The 16,057-nt window shown below is 65.1% G+C and carries 16 protein-coding genes; 10 read left to right on the top strand and 6 right to left on the bottom strand.

The genetic code is table 11. The features are described from left to right. Positions 1-42 precede the first annotated feature (42 nt). Positions 43-714, bottom strand: coding sequence for a TetR/AcrR family transcriptional regulator (locus JOF47_RS20065; protein WP_210002250.1), 672 nt, complete (start codon positions 712-714; stop codon positions 43-45). Between the two features lie 273 nt (positions 715-987). Here JOF47_RS20065 and JOF47_RS20060 point away from each other — a divergent pair, with 273 nt between their 5' ends. The 7 genes from JOF47_RS20060 (at position 988) to JOF47_RS20030 (ending at position 7,294) form a co-directional block, all read left to right on the top strand. Next, positions 988-1,710: a queuosine precursor transporter gene (locus tag JOF47_RS20060; protein WP_210002248.1), complete on the top strand. Its 723-nt coding sequence runs from the start codon at positions 988-990 to the stop codon at positions 1,708-1,710. A 155-nt stretch (positions 1,711-1,865) separates the two neighbouring features. Beyond that, positions 1,866-2,558: an ABC transporter ATP-binding protein gene (locus JOF47_RS20055; protein WP_210002246.1), complete on the top strand. Its 693-nt coding sequence runs from the start codon at positions 1,866-1,868 to the stop codon at positions 2,556-2,558. After that, positions 2,551-4,272 carry a DUF6297 family protein gene (locus JOF47_RS20050; RefSeq protein WP_210002245.1) on the top strand — a complete coding sequence of 574 codons (1,722 nt, stop codon included), beginning with the start codon at positions 2,551-2,553 and terminating at the stop codon, positions 4,270-4,272. Before JOF47_RS20055 ends, JOF47_RS20050 begins: the two co-directional genes overlap by 8 nt. Before the next feature lie 139 nt (positions 4,273-4,411). Then, positions 4,412-5,635 carry an MFS transporter gene (locus JOF47_RS20045; RefSeq protein ID WP_210002244.1) on the top strand — a complete coding sequence of 408 codons (1,224 nt, stop codon included), beginning with the start codon at positions 4,412-4,414 and terminating at the stop codon, positions 5,633-5,635. A 258-nt stretch (positions 5,636-5,893) separates the two neighbouring features. Beyond that, a complete protein-coding gene (locus JOF47_RS20040) occupies positions 5,894-6,334 on the top strand; it encodes a MarR family winged helix-turn-helix transcriptional regulator (protein ID WP_210002241.1) in 441 nt (146 codons plus the stop codon). A gap of 83 nt (positions 6,335-6,417) precedes the next feature. Next, a complete protein-coding gene (locus tag JOF47_RS20035) occupies positions 6,418-6,840 on the top strand; it encodes an organic hydroperoxide resistance protein (protein WP_210002239.1) in 423 nt (140 codons plus the stop codon). Next, positions 6,833-7,294, top strand: a complete 462-nt coding sequence (locus JOF47_RS20030; protein ID WP_210002238.1) for a DoxX family protein — start codon at positions 6,833-6,835, stop codon at positions 7,292-7,294. The genes JOF47_RS20035 and JOF47_RS20030 overlap by 8 nt, the downstream gene beginning before the upstream one ends. Positions 7,295-7,408: 114 nt before the next feature. Here the strand turns inward: JOF47_RS20030 and tgt are convergent, their stop codons facing one another. From tgt to JOF47_RS20015, 3 genes are all read right to left on the bottom strand, one after another. Further along, a complete protein-coding gene (gene tgt, locus JOF47_RS20025; RefSeq protein WP_210002236.1) occupies positions 7,409-8,716 on the bottom strand; it encodes a tRNA guanosine(34) transglycosylase Tgt in 1,308 nt (435 codons plus the stop codon). Between the two features lie 145 nt (positions 8,717-8,861). Continuing rightward, complete coding sequence (locus tag JOF47_RS20020; RefSeq protein WP_210002234.1) at positions 8,862-9,308, bottom strand: hypothetical protein; 447 nt, start codon at positions 9,306-9,308, stop codon at positions 8,862-8,864. 120 nt (positions 9,309-9,428) lie between these two features. Further along, entirely contained in the window at positions 9,429-9,848 is a 420-nt protein-coding gene (locus JOF47_RS20015; RefSeq protein WP_210002231.1) for a hypothetical protein, read from the bottom strand. A gap of 426 nt (positions 9,849-10,274) precedes the next feature. Between JOF47_RS20015 and JOF47_RS20010 the strand changes: the two genes are divergently transcribed. Continuing rightward, complete coding sequence (locus JOF47_RS20010; protein WP_210002229.1) at positions 10,275-11,345, top strand: FUSC family protein; 1,071 nt, start codon at positions 10,275-10,277, stop codon at positions 11,343-11,345. On the opposite strand, the gene JOF47_RS20005 is transcribed toward JOF47_RS20010, so the two are convergent. Continuing rightward, on the bottom strand, positions 11,342-11,881 hold the full coding sequence (locus JOF47_RS20005) for an NUDIX hydrolase family protein (protein WP_210002227.1): 540 nt from the start codon (positions 11,879-11,881) through the stop codon (positions 11,342-11,344). The genes JOF47_RS20010 and JOF47_RS20005 overlap by 4 nt on opposite strands. 166 nt (positions 11,882-12,047) lie before the next feature. On the opposite strand from JOF47_RS20005, the gene JOF47_RS20000 reads away from it, so the two are divergent. Continuing rightward, positions 12,048-13,487, top strand: a complete 1,440-nt coding sequence (locus tag JOF47_RS20000; RefSeq protein ID WP_210002225.1) for an MDR family MFS transporter — start codon at positions 12,048-12,050, stop codon at positions 13,485-13,487. Positions 13,488-13,601: 114 nt separating this feature from the next. On the opposite strand, the gene JOF47_RS19995 is transcribed toward JOF47_RS20000, so the two are convergent. Further along, positions 13,602-14,588: an Lrp/AsnC family transcriptional regulator gene (locus JOF47_RS19995; RefSeq protein ID WP_210002224.1), complete on the bottom strand. Its 987-nt coding sequence runs from the start codon at positions 14,586-14,588 to the stop codon at positions 13,602-13,604. A gap of 164 nt (positions 14,589-14,752) precedes the next feature. Between JOF47_RS19995 and JOF47_RS19990 the strand changes: the two genes are divergently transcribed. Then, complete coding sequence (locus tag JOF47_RS19990; RefSeq protein ID WP_210002222.1) at positions 14,753-16,000, top strand: M20 metallopeptidase family protein; 1,248 nt, start codon at positions 14,753-14,755, stop codon at positions 15,998-16,000. Positions 16,001-16,057 lie beyond the last annotated feature (57 nt).

The raw sequence follows: 16,057 nt of genomic DNA, 5'->3' as shown, positions 1-16,057 counted from the left end.
GTCGAGGTCGCAACCTTGTTGCTGCGAGTGGGTACGCCGAAGTCAGGATGCAGTGCGCACCAGGGAGAGCACGTCGTCCAGGATCGTCCGGACCACCGGCATGCGGGAAAGAACCACCAGGCGCGCAACCACCGGCGCAATGTTTTTCACGAGCCTGCGGCTTCGTTTCGCTCCGGGGGACGAGTCGTAGGCCCAGAAGAGGAAAACGCCGCGCTGGATGAGCCACAGCAATTGGGGAAGGTCCTGCCTGATGGCCAGCGGAGGAATCGGCCTGGAAGCCGTGACAACCTGGCGCCACAGCCCGAACTCCTGTGCCCGGTGGGCATCACCGGGATCCCCCTGCGGGCCGGAGAACGCGGTGCGAATAAACGCAGGTCCAAACTCGTGAAACGGCTCCAGGATTTCGAGGTTCTTATCGAGGGCCAGGCGCACATTTGTCTCAAGGTTGTTTCCCTCGACCAACAGCGGCCATGTGGCCGCACGATGCTGTTCGGACAGGCCTCGATAGAGCTCGTGGACGATCGCGTCCTTGGAATCAAAGTAGTAGTAAGCGTTTCCCAGCGAAAGGCCAGATTCCCTTGCAATGGCGCGCATCGTGGTTCCGGAAAAGCCGTCTTCGGCGAAGAGCCGCAGGGCGGTGTTTAGCAGCAAATGGCGGGTTTCGGCACCCTTTGCGGTTTGCTGCGCCACGTGGCCCCTTGATTCATTAGGCATGTTGACCATCATAGTACTTTTTGAACATGTTCAATATGCGGATTTCGTGGCACAGGTCACACTAGGGCGGGGTAAGCGTGACCAAAATTGCGTGCAACGGTCGGAAAAGCGCAGTTGATCCCGAAAAATGCCGTGGGATACTTGAACCTCAAGTGCTAATACAGCGAGTGCTCCCAACAGCCCGCAATCCACCCGCCGAAAGATGCTCGAATCGCGGGGAAGAATGCTGCCCGGGAGTGACTTGGCGAACCACTTCTTCGATTGGGTATAACCATGGGCGAAATCTCCGCCTCAACTTCACAACGTCCAAAGGCTTCGCGCGCGGTTTTCGCGGCAGCGGGAAGCCCCTACTTCTCCACCGTCCTGGCCTTGATGGCCGTGGTTGTCATTCTTTCCAACATCGGTGCGGCCAAGGGAGTCACCTTTGGCCCGATCGTCACCGACGGCGGATTCTTCCTCTTCCCGCTGGCCTACATCCTGGGTGACGTCATCTCCGAGGTCTACGGATTCAAGGTCGCGCGCCGGGCCATCATCACGACCTTTGCGCTGGCCGCATTCTCCACGCTCTGCTTCTGGATCATGATCGCCCTGCCCGCGGCAGAGTGGTACGACGGCCAGGAAGCCCTCGAACGTACCCTCGGCCCCGTCTGGCTGATCGTCCTTGCCTCGCTGCTCGGCTTCCTGGTGGGCCAGACGCTGAATTCCTTGGTACTGGTCAAGATGAAAGAGCGTTTCGGCGAACGCGGCCTCGTTGGCCGGTTGATGGGGTCCACGGGCGTGGGCGAGTTCGCCGACACCCTGATCTTCTGCTCCATCGCGGCATCCGTCATCGGGATCGCCGACGCACCCACGTTCATCAACTACGTGCTGGTCGGATTCCTCTACAAGACGGCAGTGGAATTCGCGTTTGTTCCCGTGACCGCGTTCGTCATCCGCTGGTTCAAGCGCCGCGAGCCAAGCTATTTGCTGGCGGATGCCTCGCCCGCAGCCGCCTAAGGCAGCAGGCGCCCCTTCCGGGCGGCGGCACACCCACAGCACTGGTGGGCGGGCTGCCGCCCTTTGCGTTGCCGCCGTGGAACAGGAGCGGCAACGAACAAAAATCATCCGCAGTGCTGAACGGGTCGCTCGCCACCTGCGGGTACCGTCGTCCTATGGACAGCACCACGCGGGACTTGCTCAAGGCCACCGGCCTCGTGGCCGGATACGGCCATCAGGACGTGTGCGGGCCCATCGACTTGCTGGTCGAGCCCGGACAGTCATGGGGCATCGTCGGCTTCAACGCCGCCGGCAAGTCAACGCTGCTGCGGACCCTGGTCGGCTACCAGGAACCGGTGAGCGGGGAATCGGTCATCCTGGGTTCGTTTTCCGACGACTCCAGCTTCATCTACCGCAAGGCGGTCTCGGTGGTCCTCGACGAGGACGCCTTCTTCCCGTCGCTCAGCGTCGAGGAGCACCTGCAGCTCATCGCCGGCGGGCACGCAGTGGCAGACCCGCAGGCCGCCGTGGACAGGGAACTCGAGTTCTTCGACCTTGCCGCCGCCAGGACCGAACTTCCGCAACGTCTGTCCTCGGGCCAGCGCCGGCGATTGCTGCTGGCCGCCGCCTTGTTGCGCCCCTGCAGGCTTCTGGTGCTCGATGAACCGGAACAGCGCCTGGACCCGACAATGCGTGCCGCGCTGGCAGCACGCCTGCGCCGGCGGGTGGACGCGGGGACCGCCCTGCTGGTGGTCACCCACGACGCGGAATTCCTCTCGAAGGTGGCCGACTCCGTCCTGGTGATTTCCGGCGGGCGCGTCATTCCCTCCACCGTTGCCGAAGGCGTGGCGGCAATCGCCCATGCCTGAGCTCATGGCCGCGCCCGGTGGCCGGCCGCTTGCCGTTCCCGGCAACTCGCCGGTCGACTTCGACCCGTGGAAACGCAACCGCGTCGCGGAAAGGAAGGTCCGCCGGGAGAACTTCTGGGAACGCATGGGGGACGCCTATATCTCCCTGCTCGCCGCCGCCATTGCCTTCGCCTACGCGGCGGGCATTGCACACGCATTTTCCGCCTCGCTGAGGGAAGATGCCCAAAGCGGGGTGGTCCGCAGCGGAATCGGTGTGGTTCCCGGTGAATCCGCCGCCTCCGCGCTCGTGCTGTTGGGGCTGCTCGCCGCGCTTTCGCTGATTTCCAGGCTGGGGCCGGTCGCTGTGGACCGGGCCCAGGGGTTTTGGTGGCTAAGCCTGCCGGTGGACCGGACGCCGTTCCTGTCCCGGCTGCTGCGCCAACGCCTGGTCACCACCTGCCTTTACGGCATGCTCTTGTGGCTTCCGGTCGGATACGGCACGGTGCTGGGCGGCCTTTCGCACGGAAGCTTTGCGGGGGTTCTGCTGGGCGCGTTCAGCCTGGGCCTGCTCTTTGTGCTGCTTTCATTGCTGGCGGCCTTGGCGCAAAGCCGTGGTTGGGCACGACATTTCCGCGCCGCGGTGCATGCCGCCTACCTGGCGGTTGTCATCGCCTACGGGGCCGATGTCCTGTTGCGTCTCACGGGAACCGGCTCCCTGGCGGGTTTCTGGGCGGTGCTGCCATCCACCATTCCCGCGGCTGCGCAGGACGGCGCGTGGTGGATCCCGGTGTTCCTGCTGGCCCTTGTCGTCGCGGTGTCCAAGGGGTTGCGACGGCACCTGCAACGCATTCCCGGCCGGGAATTGATTTCCCGCGGCGCCGCCAGCGCCCATGCCGGTGCCGCGCTGGCACTGTTGGACGACAAATCCCTGTCGGCCGCGATAGGCCAGGCGGGTGCCGGTGAAACCCGCCGAAGTCTTGCCTGCCTGGAGCGCATGCGCCTGCGCGGGGGAGGCGCGTTTTCACGCATGCTTCCGGTTTCCCTGGTGCGCGGCCCCTATTCGGCGCTCATTCGGGCCGAGGCCTTGGTTTTGTTGCGCGCACCGAAGGTGTGGCGGGGAATGCTGGCGGGCTGGGGCATTCCCGCGGCCGGCGTCTTTGCCGTGCAGGGCGGGCAACCGCTGGTGCTGGGAACCCTGGTGGTCGTCGGTTCCTGCGTGGCCGCGAAGGCCGCCTCGACGGCGGCAGCCCAGGCGGCCGATGTTCCGTCGCTCGAATCGATCATTCCGCTGGGCCGCAGCGCCATGCGGCAGACCCACGCGGCGGTGGCTGCAACGCTGCTGGTTCCCTGGGGAATCGCCCTTGCGGGATTCCTGGGGTGGGCGGTTTCCGCCGATGCGGCTTCGCTGGGGACGCTCCTTGTGCTGGGCGCGCTTGCCGGCGCGGGACTGGCCGCCGGGGCCGTCCGTTTGGCGTACAGGCCGGCCCTCGACTGGGGCTCGGTGATGCTGCTGGCGGCACTGGGGCAGGCGACCGGGCCCATGATCCAGCATTTCGCCTACGGGTACGACGTCATGGTTGTTGCCGTGGTCGCCCTGGTCGCGGGACTTTTCCTGAGCCCGGTTCCTGCCCTGCTGCCGGTGGTCGCCTCGGTGGTGGCAGCGATCGCCTGGGGCGTCGGAACCTCCCTTTCGGCGAACTCCAAGGCCCACGGCCACGGCGGGCGGGTCCCGTAGGACGCCGCGCGGAGCCGGCCGGCCACGCTGGTTAATACGGGCGACACCGATCACCGGGGCGTGCCGTCGCCATGCAAAACTGGAGAGCGGTCCGGCATTGCCCCGGACGCCCACCCCCGCTTGAGCCGAAAGGAGCGCCATGGAGACCCGTGCCGGGCGCCCGCCACTGAGCCTGTTGGCCATTTTGCTGGCGGCGGTGGGCATCGCCCCTCTGCTGACCTACGGCCTGAGTGCCACCAGTGACCTGATCATTTCCGACCTGGGCATCAGCACCGCGCAGTTCGGCTTGCTGGCCACCATGTGCTTTGCCTGCGCGGCGATCGGCAATGCGGTCTTCGGGCGGTTCGCCGACAGGCAGCCGGACAGGACGCTGCTGCTGTTGGTCTTCGGCCTGGCGGCCCTGGGCCTGCTGCTGGCCGCGATTCCCGGCGGATATGTCCTCCTGCTGGCGGCATCGGCCGTCGCGGGGATCGCCCAGTCATTCCCCAACGGGGTGACGAACAGGATCCTGGCCGAACGCGTGCCTGCCGACTACCGCATCGGATGGATCGGTGTGAAACAGTCGGGCGTGCAGGCTAGCCAGCTGGTGGCAAGCCTCGGCTTCCCGGTCCTGGCCGCGTGGATCGGCTGGCACGGGGCCAGCGCGATCGGCGCCGTGGTTGCAGCGGTGCTGGCGGTGCTCGCCGTCCGGGCGATTTCCACTTTCCCGCTGTTGCCCGCCGAACCCCGTCCGGCGCAGCCGGTGGCCGCCGGCGCAACCGCCGTGCAGGCACCCAGCACCCGCTTTGTCATTGTCGCGCTGGCCGTCTTCGGGTTTGTGAACGGCATGGGAGTGCAGGCAACCAACGTGTACCTGCCGCTCTTTGCCGTGCGCGAACTGGGCTTCTCGCTGGTGCTTGGCGGTCTCACCGCCGCCGTGGCCGGAGCCATCGGGGTCAGCGCCCGGGTGGGTTGGGGCCGGATGATGAGCCGCGGGGTGGCCGCACCCAAGTTGCTGCTGCTCCTGGCGATCATGGCCACCTGCGGCGCCGTGGCATTCCTTGCTGCCGGCGCGACGGGCTACGCCGCGCTGCTGTGGCTGGCCGTCGCGCTGCACGGATCCTCGGCACTCGGGGTGTCGGTGGTGTTGATGGCGGGCCTGTTGCGCAGCGTCCCTGCGGGGTCCATGGGATCGGCCACCGGCTGGGTTTCAGCCGGGCAATTCGGCGGCTTCACGATCGGTCCGCTGGCCATGGGAGCCCTGATCGGCTCGCCAGGCGGGTTCGCCGCCGGGTGGACGGCCGTGGCCCTGACCTACCTCACCTGCGTGGCGCTGGCGTTGTACCTGGTGCTGCGACGACGCCCCTCCACGTCAAGGAACTAGGGGTTCCTGCGGGTCCGGTTGCCGGCCTTGAGCGGGGAATGCCGGCTGCCTTTTGCGCCCAAGACCTCGGGGCCGTGGTTATGCTGTGGGTGAAGGCGACCATTGTCCACCCTTGCGCTTCGTTCGAGCCCAGAACAATTTGCGGTTTGTGGTTGTCCGTTTTGGGCAGTGAGGTGCGTGATGTCGAACGCGTCGGGGCGGCAACGACCTTAATAATATATATTGTGCGCAACTAGATTGTGTGCAACCATGTTAACCATGTCAATTGTCGATGAAATGGTCTGCTTCTCCTTGTACTCGGCCACACGGGCCACCACGAGGGCATATGCGGAGTTGTTGGCTCCGTGGGGCCTAACGTATCCCCAGTATTTGGTCCTGGCGGTCCTCTGGTCGGAAGGGGACAAATCGGTGAATGAGCTTGGTGAGTTGCTCCAGCTTGATTCGGGAACTCTTTCACCACTGCTTCGACGCATGGAGGCAAAACTCCTGATCGAACGCAAACGAGTTCATGAAGACAACCGAGTAGTCACCATCGTGCCGACTCAACGTGCCGGCGAACTCCGGGAAGAACTGGGACACGTTCCCATGAGCATTGCGTGCGCCACGGGTCTTCCGGACGCGGCTTCGGCCCGGGAACTCATCGACACCTTGCAAAAGCTCACAAAAGCTATGGGCCAACTCGGCAAGATCAACAGCTAAAAACTGAGCGCTGGCAAATTCCACCCCCAGTTATCGGCGGCAACAATATTGGCCGCATCCAAAACCTTCGAAAGGCATAAACCATGAACGCCATTTACACAGCCGAAGCGCTCTCCACCGGACAAGGACGAGAGGGGCGCGTCGCAACCTCGGACGGAAGCCTCGATCTCACCATGGCACCGCCCAAGGAGCTGGGAGGATCGGGCGCGGGAACCAACCCCGAGCAGCTGTTCGCCGCGGGATTCGCCGCATGCTTTCACTCCGCGCTACAGGCCGTTGCCCGCAGCAGGAAAACCAAGGTTGAGAACTCGAGCGTGGGTGGACGCGTCACGATCGGCAGCAACGGCGAGGGCGGATACCAGTTGGCCGTTGTGCTCGAAGTGATCATTCCGGAAATACCGCATGACCAGGCCCGGGAACTCGCTGACGCAGCGCACCTTCTCTGCCCCTACTCCAACGCCACCCGCGGCAACATCGAAGTCACAGTGGTCGTTTCCGATGACTGACGCCGCGAAGGGATCCCTTGCCCGGTTCCTGGAAGCCCGGGTGCCGACCTCGCGCAAGCGCTTAGGCGTTCGAAACGCCATGGGCGGACTTTTTGTCGGTGCCGGGATCAGCCATCTGACATTCGCCCGTGAGGAGTTCTCGGCGCTGGTGCCGGCCTTTGTTCCCGTCGAGAGCGACACCGTGGTTGTTGCCTCGGGGGTCGTAGAAATTTGCCTGGGAGCGGCGTTGATGCTGCTGGCCAAGCGGCGTGTGCCCATCGGCTGGGCCGCAGCCCTCTTCCTGGTTGGTGTGTTCCCCGGCAACATCTCCCAGTGGACTCACGCCCGTGAGGCTTTTGGCATGGATACCGACTCCAAACGCTTCGCCAGGCTGCTTTTCCAGCCGCTGTTGGTTGTGGCTGCGCTGTGGTCCACGGCTGCTTGGCGGGATCGTCCGCGCGCCGGCCGGCTCTAGGCGAATCGTTCACCGGCGCAGGAGAGGCCAAAGGTTGCGCGGCCCGAAAGCAGCATCAACGCACGACGGCCGGGGATGCCGCGTCGGTTTGTCGACGTGGCATCCCCGCCGCCGTTACGCGGTGGTGACCAGGGCCGGGAGCCCCTGCGGGTCCGGCTTGCGCGCGTAGTACTTGGCCATGACGTCCGCCTTCATTTCGTGGAAGGTACCGTCCTCGATGGCCTGGCGTGCGTCGTCGACCATCTTCACCACGAAGTGTTCGTTGTGGATGGAGATCAGCGTGTGGCTGAGGATCTCCTTCGACTTGAACATGTGCTGGATGTAGGCGCGCGTGTAGTTCTGGCAGGTGTAGCACTCGCAACCCTCGGCCAGCGGGGTGAAGTCCCGCTTGTACCGGCTTCCCGAGAGGTTGAAGCGGCCGTGCGGGGTGTAGAACGCCGAGTTGCGGGCCACCCGGGTGGGGGAGACGCAGTCGAAGGTGTCGGCACCGTTTTCGATGGCCGTGAAGATGTCGTCGGGCTCGGAAATTCCCAGTAGGTGGCGCGGCTTGTTCTCCGGGAGTTCCTCGGCGCACCAGCCCACGATGGTGCCCAGGTTTTCCTTCTCCAACGCCCCGCCGATGCCGAAGCCGTCAAAAGCCATGGCGCCGAGGTCCTGGCAGGCCTTGCGGCGCAGGTCCTCGTACTGGGCGCCCTGGATGACGCCGAAGAGCGCCTGATATTCCTTGCCGACGCGATCGTCGGTGAGGTTGAAGTGTTCCCTGACGCAGCGTTCGGCCCAGAGGCGGGTGCGTTCCAGGGATTCGACCTGGTAGCCGCGGGAGTTCTGCAGCGTGGTCAGCTCGTCGAAGGCGAACATGATGTCCGCGCCGATCTCGTGCTGGACCTTCATGGAGATCTCGGGGGAGAAGCGGTGCTTGGTGCCGTCGAGGTGGCTCTTGAACCAGACCCCGTCGTCGTCAACGTTCGCCAGGCGTTCCTTGCCCGGGGCGACGGCGTCGTCAGGTCCCGACTGGTCCACCAGGTTCATGTCGATGACCTTCTTGAAGCCCGAGCCCAGGCTCATGACCTGGAATCCGCCCGAGTCGGTGAAGGTGGGGCCGGACCAGTTCATGAACTTGCCCAGGCCGCCGGCGGCATCGAGCAGGTCGGAACCGGGCTGCAGGTACAGGTGGTAGGCGTTGGCCAACACGGCCTGGGCGCCGAGCTCGGCGACGGCCTCGGGCAGGATCGCCTTGACCGTGGCCTTGGTGCCCACGGCAATGAATGCGGGGGTCTTGATCTCCCCGTGGGGGGTCTTGATGACGCCGGTGCGCCCGAGCGCCTGCGAGCCGTCGGGGTTGGTCAGCCGGGTCCCGACCTCGAAGGAGAAATCGGTTTGGCGTGGATGGGGCGCTGTGGGGTCAAAAGAATCGTGGGGCACCTATCTAGTGTGCCGCATGGCCCGGCGATAGACGGAAAAACGGGACGTGCGGTGGCTCACCGTCGTTTGTCTTGGCCTTATGCATGCTGCGTTCACTGCCGCGCGGGCGATTCGGCGCGGCCTGGCCAACAGCTGCGAGCAGGCCTCACAGGTTGAACTCCTCGGGCACGAGGAAGAGGACACGGTATCCCATGTCCTTTTGCTGCACGATCTGGAGCGTCAGGGGTTCCAGCTCGATTCCCGATCCGCCGCCCAGCGTGTAGCTGCCGGCCTCAAACTCGGCGTCGCCATTCTTCACGATCCGGACGTTTTCCGCGGTGATACCGCGTTCCTCGGCCGAGATCCGTAGCTTCTCAAGTTCGCGTCCCAGGTTCTTGCCCTCAGGGGTGCCCGTGGTTACGGTACACGCCATGGCGACGTCGGACTGGCTCGCGGCTTCAAGCAGGATCTCCATCGCAGTGACGGCTGTGGGAACGCCCGGACCTCCGTCGCAGGAATCCGGTGTCGATTCGCCGCGATCGGAGTTGGCAGAGCACCCGGTGAGCGCCATAGCGGCCAGCGCGGCGACTGCTGCGCGTTGTGTCCAAACCATTGGAGCCCCCTCACCTGCCCGTTCTCCTGGGCACACTCTGATTCTTTCCCCGACGCTCGGGTCCTGCCCTTGCCTTCCACTGTAATCCGGCCGCGCCCGAGCCGGCGTCAACTGGCGGCCCTAGTGAATGAATGCTTTGAGCAGAACGACGCACACGCCCAACAACGCGGTCCCGGCCCCCACCCTAAGACGCAGCGATGTGTTGCGGGTCCATGCGCCGGATGAGAAATACCCCAGAAGCCCCAGCAATGCCGCGTCCACCCAGAGCGCGGTCCACAGGGCGATGTCGTCACTGATCAGGTCCACCACGCCCAGTAGCACGATTGTCAACGGCACCACCGCGGCAATGAGCAGTCCCGCGGAATGGGCGAAGGCGTAACGGAGGGACTCACTGAATGGCGATTTGGCGTCGGCCACCACGCCCATGCGGGACACCGCCGTGGCGAAGACGTGCGCCAGCCAGAAGACCACGACCGTCCCCAAGACCTTGAGAAAGACCTCACGTGAGGTGACCTCGTATTGGTTGGTGACGAGGAGCATGGCCGAAACCACGACCAGCCCATACACCGCGGACTCGGAAAAGAAATCTGCCCTTCGAAGCCTGTATCCCACTGCGCCCCCAAGGTAGTTGAATCGCTGGCCGAAGACAAGCCTCGGAAGGTTGATTGAGTCTAGCGCGGAAGGCCACGCGGAGAAGGCGCACCACCTGACCGAAGCCAGGTCGCCGAGCAGATGGCGTCATTGGACTGACCACTACCCGGCGACCAGATGCATCCGGAACTCTTGCCCGGCGGTGTTTCACTTCGAAGGAACCGGGAAATCAGGCGGGTACGTTGGCTCACCCCACGCTATTCGCCGGGTCACAATCCTGTGGTGCTTCCCGGTTCCGGGCGTAACGTTGGAAACCGGAAATCGGAGACTAGAAACGAATTCCTGTGAGCCGGTGAAAGGAAGCGGAGCACCCAGATGAGCGAAAAATTCGGGGGACTGCTGACTCTGGGCCCGGCACATGACGATCATTTGATTGCCCTGCGCACGGGCATCGGAGTGTTCGTCCCGCTCTTGGCGCTGCTGGCGATGGGCCGGCTTGACCTGGTGCCATTCGCGGTTTTCGGCGCCTTCACCGGCGTCTACGGCCGCGTGCCGGGTTACGCGAACCGATTGGTCGCCCAGTCCAAGGCAGGAGCCCTGTTCCTGGCCGTGATCCTGCTGGCCGCGCTGTGCTCTACCTACCTGGTGGACCATGTGGATCCGGCGCGAGGGGCCTGGATGATCGTCGCGTTGACCACCGTGGTCTCCGGAGTCTGTGCGGTGGCTGCCGGCCTGCTGCAATTGCGCCCCGGCGGCTCGCTCTTCCACATCTTCGCCTTCGCCGCGATCGCCTCGATGCCAACCCAGCCACCGGTGGCCCAGTCCTTGGGAGCTGCGCTGGTTGCGGTGCTGCTGGCCATCGTGATCGGATTTTCCGGCATGCTGCTTCCCGGTTCCAAGGGATGGGGAGAGCGCACGCGCCCGCCCGCCCTGTCCAAAAGTGTGCGCACGGCCATCTGGTGGGAGGCGTTCTTCTATGTGGTCGCAGCCGGTTTGGCCGGCAGCATCGCCAACCTGCTGGCCCCGGCGCTCTCCACCGGGCACAGCTATTGGGCCATGGTCGCCGCGGTGGTGCCGCTGGTCGGGCACACCACCCGGCACCGGGTGCGCAGGGGAATTCACCGCATCCTCGGCACGCTCACCGGCATTGTGCTGATGGCGGCGATCATCGCGTTCCAGCCGCCGGTGTGGGTGCTGCTGGTCTTGATCGGGTTGCTGCAGATGTGCGCCGAGCTGTTCATCGCGCGGAACTACTTCATTGCACAGATCTTCGTGACCCCGCTGGCCCTGATGGGCGCCTCGATCGGGACGGGGCTGAGCACCAAGCTGCTCTACGACCGCGTGCTCGAAACGGTGATCGGCGCGGTGGTCGGCATCGCGGTGGTGCTGCTGGGTTCGCTGTGCGGCAGCTGGTACAGGCGCCGCACAGCGAACCCAGATCGCTAGCGGATGTAGCCCACGTGGGAGAGGGCCTGGCGGATCAGGTTCCCACGCCCTCCGGCAAACTCTTCCTGGATGTTCGGGCTCAGCGCCTCTTCCGGGGTGAGCCAGGTCAGCTCGAGCGCGTCCTGGCGCGGCGAGCATTCGCCGCGCATCGGCACGATGTAGGCCATCGAAACGGCATGCTGGCGCTCGTCGGTCAGTCCGGTCTCCGAAGGGGACGGGAAATACTCGGCGACGGTGAAGGGGGCGGGGCTCGGCGGCAGCTGCGGCATGGCCATCGGACCCAGGTCCTTTTCGATGTGGCGGATGAGCGCCGCGCGAATAGTCTCGCGGTATACGACGCGGCCCGAGACGAAGGAGCGCAGCATCCGGCCCTCCGGATCGGCCGTGAGCAGCAGGCCCAGTTCGGTGACGTAGCCGAGGGGATCCAGCCGGACCGGGATCGCCTCGACGTAGAGCATCGGTAGGCGGGCACGAGCCTCGTAGAGGTCTTCGTCTGACAACCAGCCGGGGTATGGATCCGGAGTGCGTACGTTCATGTTCTCCATCTTGGCGCATGGGTGCCCCAATGGCGATCTTGGCGTCGCCGTGTTGTGCCGCGGGCCGCCAAGAGTTAACTGCTGCCCGGGAATGAAATGACGGCCCCGAACGCTAGAATTAGATGTTCACCAACAACCAAACACTTCATGGAAGAGGCCACACTTCGTGACCGAGACCAATACCCGGCTCAATCCCAAGGACCTGGCCACCATTACGGTGCTGATCATTTCCGCCTTCATCGTGATCCTCAACGAGACGATCATGAACGTCGCCTTGCCCGTACTGATGCACGAATTCAAGGTCAGCGAGGACGCCATCCAGTGGCTGGCCACGATCTTCATGCTCACCATGGCCGTTGTCATCCCCGCCACGGGGTTCCTGCTGCAGCGCTTCAGCACCCGCGGGGTCTTCCTGCTGGCCATGGGGCTGTTCTCCGCCGGCACGCTGCTTGCCGCGGCGTCCCCGAGCTTTGCAATGCTGCTCGGAGCCCGCGTGATCCAGGCTTCCGGCACCGCGATCATGATGCCGCTGCTGATGACCACCATCCTTGACCTGGTGCCGGCGCACCGCCGCGGCGTGATCATGGGCAACGTGTCGATCGTGATCTCCGTGGCCCCGGCCATCGGCCCGACGATCTCCGGGTTGATCCTGCAGTTCCTGAACTGGCGCTTCATGTTCCTGATCATCGCGCCGATCGCGATCGCCGCCCTGCTCATCGGTGCCCCGCGCCTGAACAAGAACGCCGAGGCCTCGGGCACGCCGCTCTCGATCCCCTCCGTCATCCTGTCGGTCCCGGCCTTCGGCGGCCTGGTCTACGGGCTGAGCAAGCTTTCCTCCAACGGGCTGGACGCCACGACGCTGGCCGTGCTGGTGATTGCCGTGCTGTCGTTGGTGACGTTCGTGATGCTTCAGCTGAAGCTGCAGCGCAAGGACCACGCGCTGCTGGACATGCGCCCGTTCACCTACCGCCCGTTCACGCTGTCGCTGGTGCTGATGGTGCTGGCCATGGTGGCGCTGTTCGGCGTCATCATCCTGTTGCCGATGTACCTGCAGAACGTGCGGGGCCTGGACACCCTGGCCACCGGCCTGATGCTGCTGCCCGGCGGCCTGCTCATGGGCCTGCTGGCCCCGTTTGTGGGACGTGCCTACGACAAGGTCGGCCCGCGCCCGCTGGTGATCCCCGGCTCCGTCATCCTGGCCCTGGTGCTCTTCGGGTACTCCCGCTTGCTCGGCGCGGAGACCCCGATCCCCGTGATCATCGGCCTGCACCTGACCATGTCCCTGTCCCTCGCGCTGATCTTCACCCCGGCGTTCACCACCGCGCTGAACCCGTTGCCGCACTCTCTGCACTCGCACGGTTCGGCGGTGCTCAGCACCCTGCAGCAGCTGGGCGGCGCCGCGGGCACCGCGTTGCTGGTCGGCGTATTGGCGTCGCGGATTTCCACGGGTGCCGCGGCCGGGTCCGATCCGATCGCCGCACAGATCTCCGGTTTCTCCGCGGGATTCACCGTGGCTGCGATTTGCGGGCTCGGCATGGTCGTCGTTGCACTGTTCCTGTCCAAGGCCCCGGCCGAGGAACTTGCCGAGAAGGCGCACGTTCACTAGCCAATCCTTGGCGGCTGCCGCCTGCACAGATGTCCCCGACTGTTCACGGTCGGGGACATTCGTGCGTTAAGCGCCGATCCAGCCTGGGGGGGAGCTTGGCGTGGGACGGGAGGGTCAGACGACAACCTCCCCGGTCGGCCGTCCCTCCGGATCCAGCATCCATCCCATGCGTTTGAACGAGCGCACCCCCACGCACGACTCGACGATGGCCACCCCGGGCACGCGGGCCGCAAGCTTGGCCTCGATGTCGGCGATATCGGCGGGGGTGCGCAGCTGCATCATGAACGTGAAGTTCGAGACCCCGGTGGTCGAGGCGCACAGGCGCAGCGTGCGATGCTCCAGCAGGAATACCGCCACGGCGTCCTCGGATCCCGCCGGCACGCGGGCGAACCACTGGACGGTCAGCGGGTAGCCGGTGTAGTGGCTGGCCAATTCGCAGCGAAGGCTCACCATACCGGTCTCCAGTGCGGTCTTCAACGCGCGCCCGGTCGTGGAGGGATGCTGGCCGGTGACCTGGGCGATTTCCGAGGCGGTGGCCCGCCCGTCGCGCATCAGCACGTGCAGCATCGGCCAGAAGGTGTCAGGGATGATGGTTGGCGGGGCCACGGGAGGGTGGCTCAGCCGCTGCAGGGATGCCTGCTGCGCGGGGGACAGCACGTCCAGGCGCCAGGCGTTGCCCGTGGCGAAGAGCCTTGTGCACAGCGAGACCTTGATGCGTTGGACGCCCGTGGCATTGCGGATCTGCGGCAACACTTCCCTGGCCATGGTGAGCCAGTCGGCGGCCAGACAGGTGAGCCGGAAGTCCGCGGTGCTGCTCGCATCGTCGACCGTGAGCACCTCGGAGATGGAGCAGAGCTCGGAGGTGGCCTGGTCGATGAGTTCCGGGTTCGCCTGCACTTCGACGAAGGCCGTGCAATGCTGTTCGGGAAACCCGCCCAGGTGGCCCAGCACCCAGGCCATGCGGTCCTCGCGCAATTTGCCCCACCGCGCGGAAAGCGTGGCGGGGTGTCGGCCCAGTATGTCTCCCAACTCGGCCCAGCTGGCCCGCGGCGCGATTTGAAGCGCATGGACCAGTTGAAGGTCTTCGACGGGTAGTTCCACGTTTAGCTCCCTGGCGTCCCGTGCACAAGATCGCGGTTTTTGGCATGCCTTGCGCAATTTTTCTCGAATTTTATCCCATGATCCTGCCCGTGCCTCACTATCGAAAGTGATACGGCTCACGAAAAGTGAATCGAAATCACCGAACTACAGGAAGCGACCACGGCATGGGCAACTCACCAACCTCAATCCTTCAGGACGCGCAGGAACTGGCGCCGGAGATCACGGCGCTGCGCCACACGCTGCACCGGGCGCCCGAGGTTGGGCTGCAGCTGCCCGGCACCCAGGAACGGGTGCTGGATTGGCTGGAACCGCTGGGGTACGAAATCAGCATGGGCAAGGACCTGACCTCGGTCACCGCCGTCCTGCGCGGCGGCGCCGCGGCCGATGTCCCCGTCGGCGAGCGCCCCGTGGTGCTGTTGCGCGGTGACATGGACGGATTGCCGCTGCAGGAAAAGTCGGGCGTCGATTACGCCTCGCAGACCGGGGACACCATGCATGGCTGCGGGCACGACCTGCACACCTCGATGCTGGCCGGTGCAGCAACACTGTTGTCCGAACGCCGCGAATCGCTGGCCGGGGACGTCGTGCTGATGTTCCAGCCCGGCGAGGAAGGCTGGGACGGAGCCTCCTATATGGTGCGCGAAGGCGTGCTGGAGGCCTCGGGCAAGAAGGTCGATGCCGCCTTCGGCCTGCACGTCATGAGCGCCATGGAGGAAACCGGCGTGTTCACTGCCAAGAGCGGCCCGATCATGAGCGCCAGCGACGGCCTCTTTGTCACGGTGCATGGTGCCGGCGGCCACGGCTCGGCACCCTTCGCCGCCAAGGACCCTGTCACCGCAGCCGCCGAAATGGTCACTGCCTTGCAGACCATGGTCACCCGCCAGTTCAACATCTTCGACCCGGTGGTCATCTCCGTCGGAGTGCTGCGTGCCGGCACGGTGCGCAACATCATCCCGGACACCGCATATTTCGAGGCGACCATCCGCTCCTTCAGCAACGAGGCCCACGAGAAGCTCCAGGCCTCCGTTCCGCAGCTGCTGCAGAACATTGCCCGGGCCCACGGCCTTGAGGTCACCGTCAACTACCAGACCGAGTACCCCACCACCATCAACGACGAGTCGGAGACGCTCTTTGCGCGCAACGCGGTCGAGGAACTCTTTGACGCAACCAGCTACAAGGCCATGCGCGACCCGCTGGCCGGCAGCGAAGACTTCTCCCGCGTCCTGAACGAGGTTCCGGGTTCCTTCCTCTTCCTCTCCGCACTGACCCCCGGGGCGGACCTGGCAACGGCCGAGTACAACCACTCGCCGTATGCAAAGTTCGACGACTCGGTGCTCTCCAGCGGCACCGCGCTCTACACGCACCTGGCCGTCAGCCGGCTACAAGCACTTCGTGCATCAGCGGCAAACTAACCCGCTCCCACCACTTCTCCCCGGCACCTCCCGAAGGAACCACACCATGAGCATCAC

This window comes from Paeniglutamicibacter kerguelensis (assembly GCF_017876535.1).
Classification (GTDB): domain Bacteria; phylum Actinomycetota; class Actinomycetes; order Actinomycetales; family Micrococcaceae; genus Paeniglutamicibacter; species Paeniglutamicibacter kerguelensis.
This window is presented reverse-complemented; position numbering and strand designations above follow the sequence as displayed.

What these genes read in the sequence shown, in the direction of transcription:
- JOF47_RS20020 (WP_210002234.1), bottom strand. Translation starts at nt 9,308, where the DNA reads ATGGTTTGGACACAACGCGCAGCAGTCGCCGCGCTGGCCGCTATGGCG.
- JOF47_RS20050 (WP_210002245.1), top strand. Translation starts at nt 2,551, where the DNA reads ATGCCTGAGCTCATGGCCGCGCCCGGTGGCCGGCCGCTTGCCGTTCCC.
- JOF47_RS20040 (WP_210002241.1), top strand. Translation starts at nt 5,894, where the DNA reads ATGTCAATTGTCGATGAAATGGTCTGCTTCTCCTTGTACTCGGCCACA.
- JOF47_RS20030 (WP_210002238.1), top strand. Translation starts at nt 6,833, where the DNA reads ATGACTGACGCCGCGAAGGGATCCCTTGCCCGGTTCCTGGAAGCCCGG.
- JOF47_RS20045 (WP_210002244.1), top strand. Translation starts at nt 4,412, where the DNA reads ATGGAGACCCGTGCCGGGCGCCCGCCACTGAGCCTGTTGGCCATTTTG.
- JOF47_RS20035 (WP_210002239.1), top strand. Translation starts at nt 6,418, where the DNA reads ATGAACGCCATTTACACAGCCGAAGCGCTCTCCACCGGACAAGGACGA.
- JOF47_RS20060 (WP_210002248.1), top strand. Translation starts at nt 988, where the DNA reads ATGGGCGAAATCTCCGCCTCAACTTCACAACGTCCAAAGGCTTCGCGC.
- JOF47_RS20010 (WP_210002229.1), top strand. Translation starts at nt 10,275, where the DNA reads ATGAGCGAAAAATTCGGGGGACTGCTGACTCTGGGCCCGGCACATGAC.
- JOF47_RS20005 (WP_210002227.1), bottom strand. Translation starts at nt 11,881, where the DNA reads ATGAACGTACGCACTCCGGATCCATACCCCGGCTGGTTGTCAGACGAA.
- JOF47_RS20015 (WP_210002231.1), bottom strand. Translation starts at nt 9,848, where the DNA reads ATGCTCCTCGTCACCAACCAATACGAGGTCACCTCACGTGAGGTCTTT.
- JOF47_RS19990 (WP_210002222.1), top strand. Translation starts at nt 14,753, where the DNA reads ATGGGCAACTCACCAACCTCAATCCTTCAGGACGCGCAGGAACTGGCG.
- JOF47_RS20055 (WP_210002246.1), top strand. Translation starts at nt 1,866, where the DNA reads ATGGACAGCACCACGCGGGACTTGCTCAAGGCCACCGGCCTCGTGGCC.
- JOF47_RS20065 (WP_210002250.1), bottom strand. Translation starts at nt 714, where the DNA reads ATGCCTAATGAATCAAGGGGCCACGTGGCGCAGCAAACCGCAAAGGGT.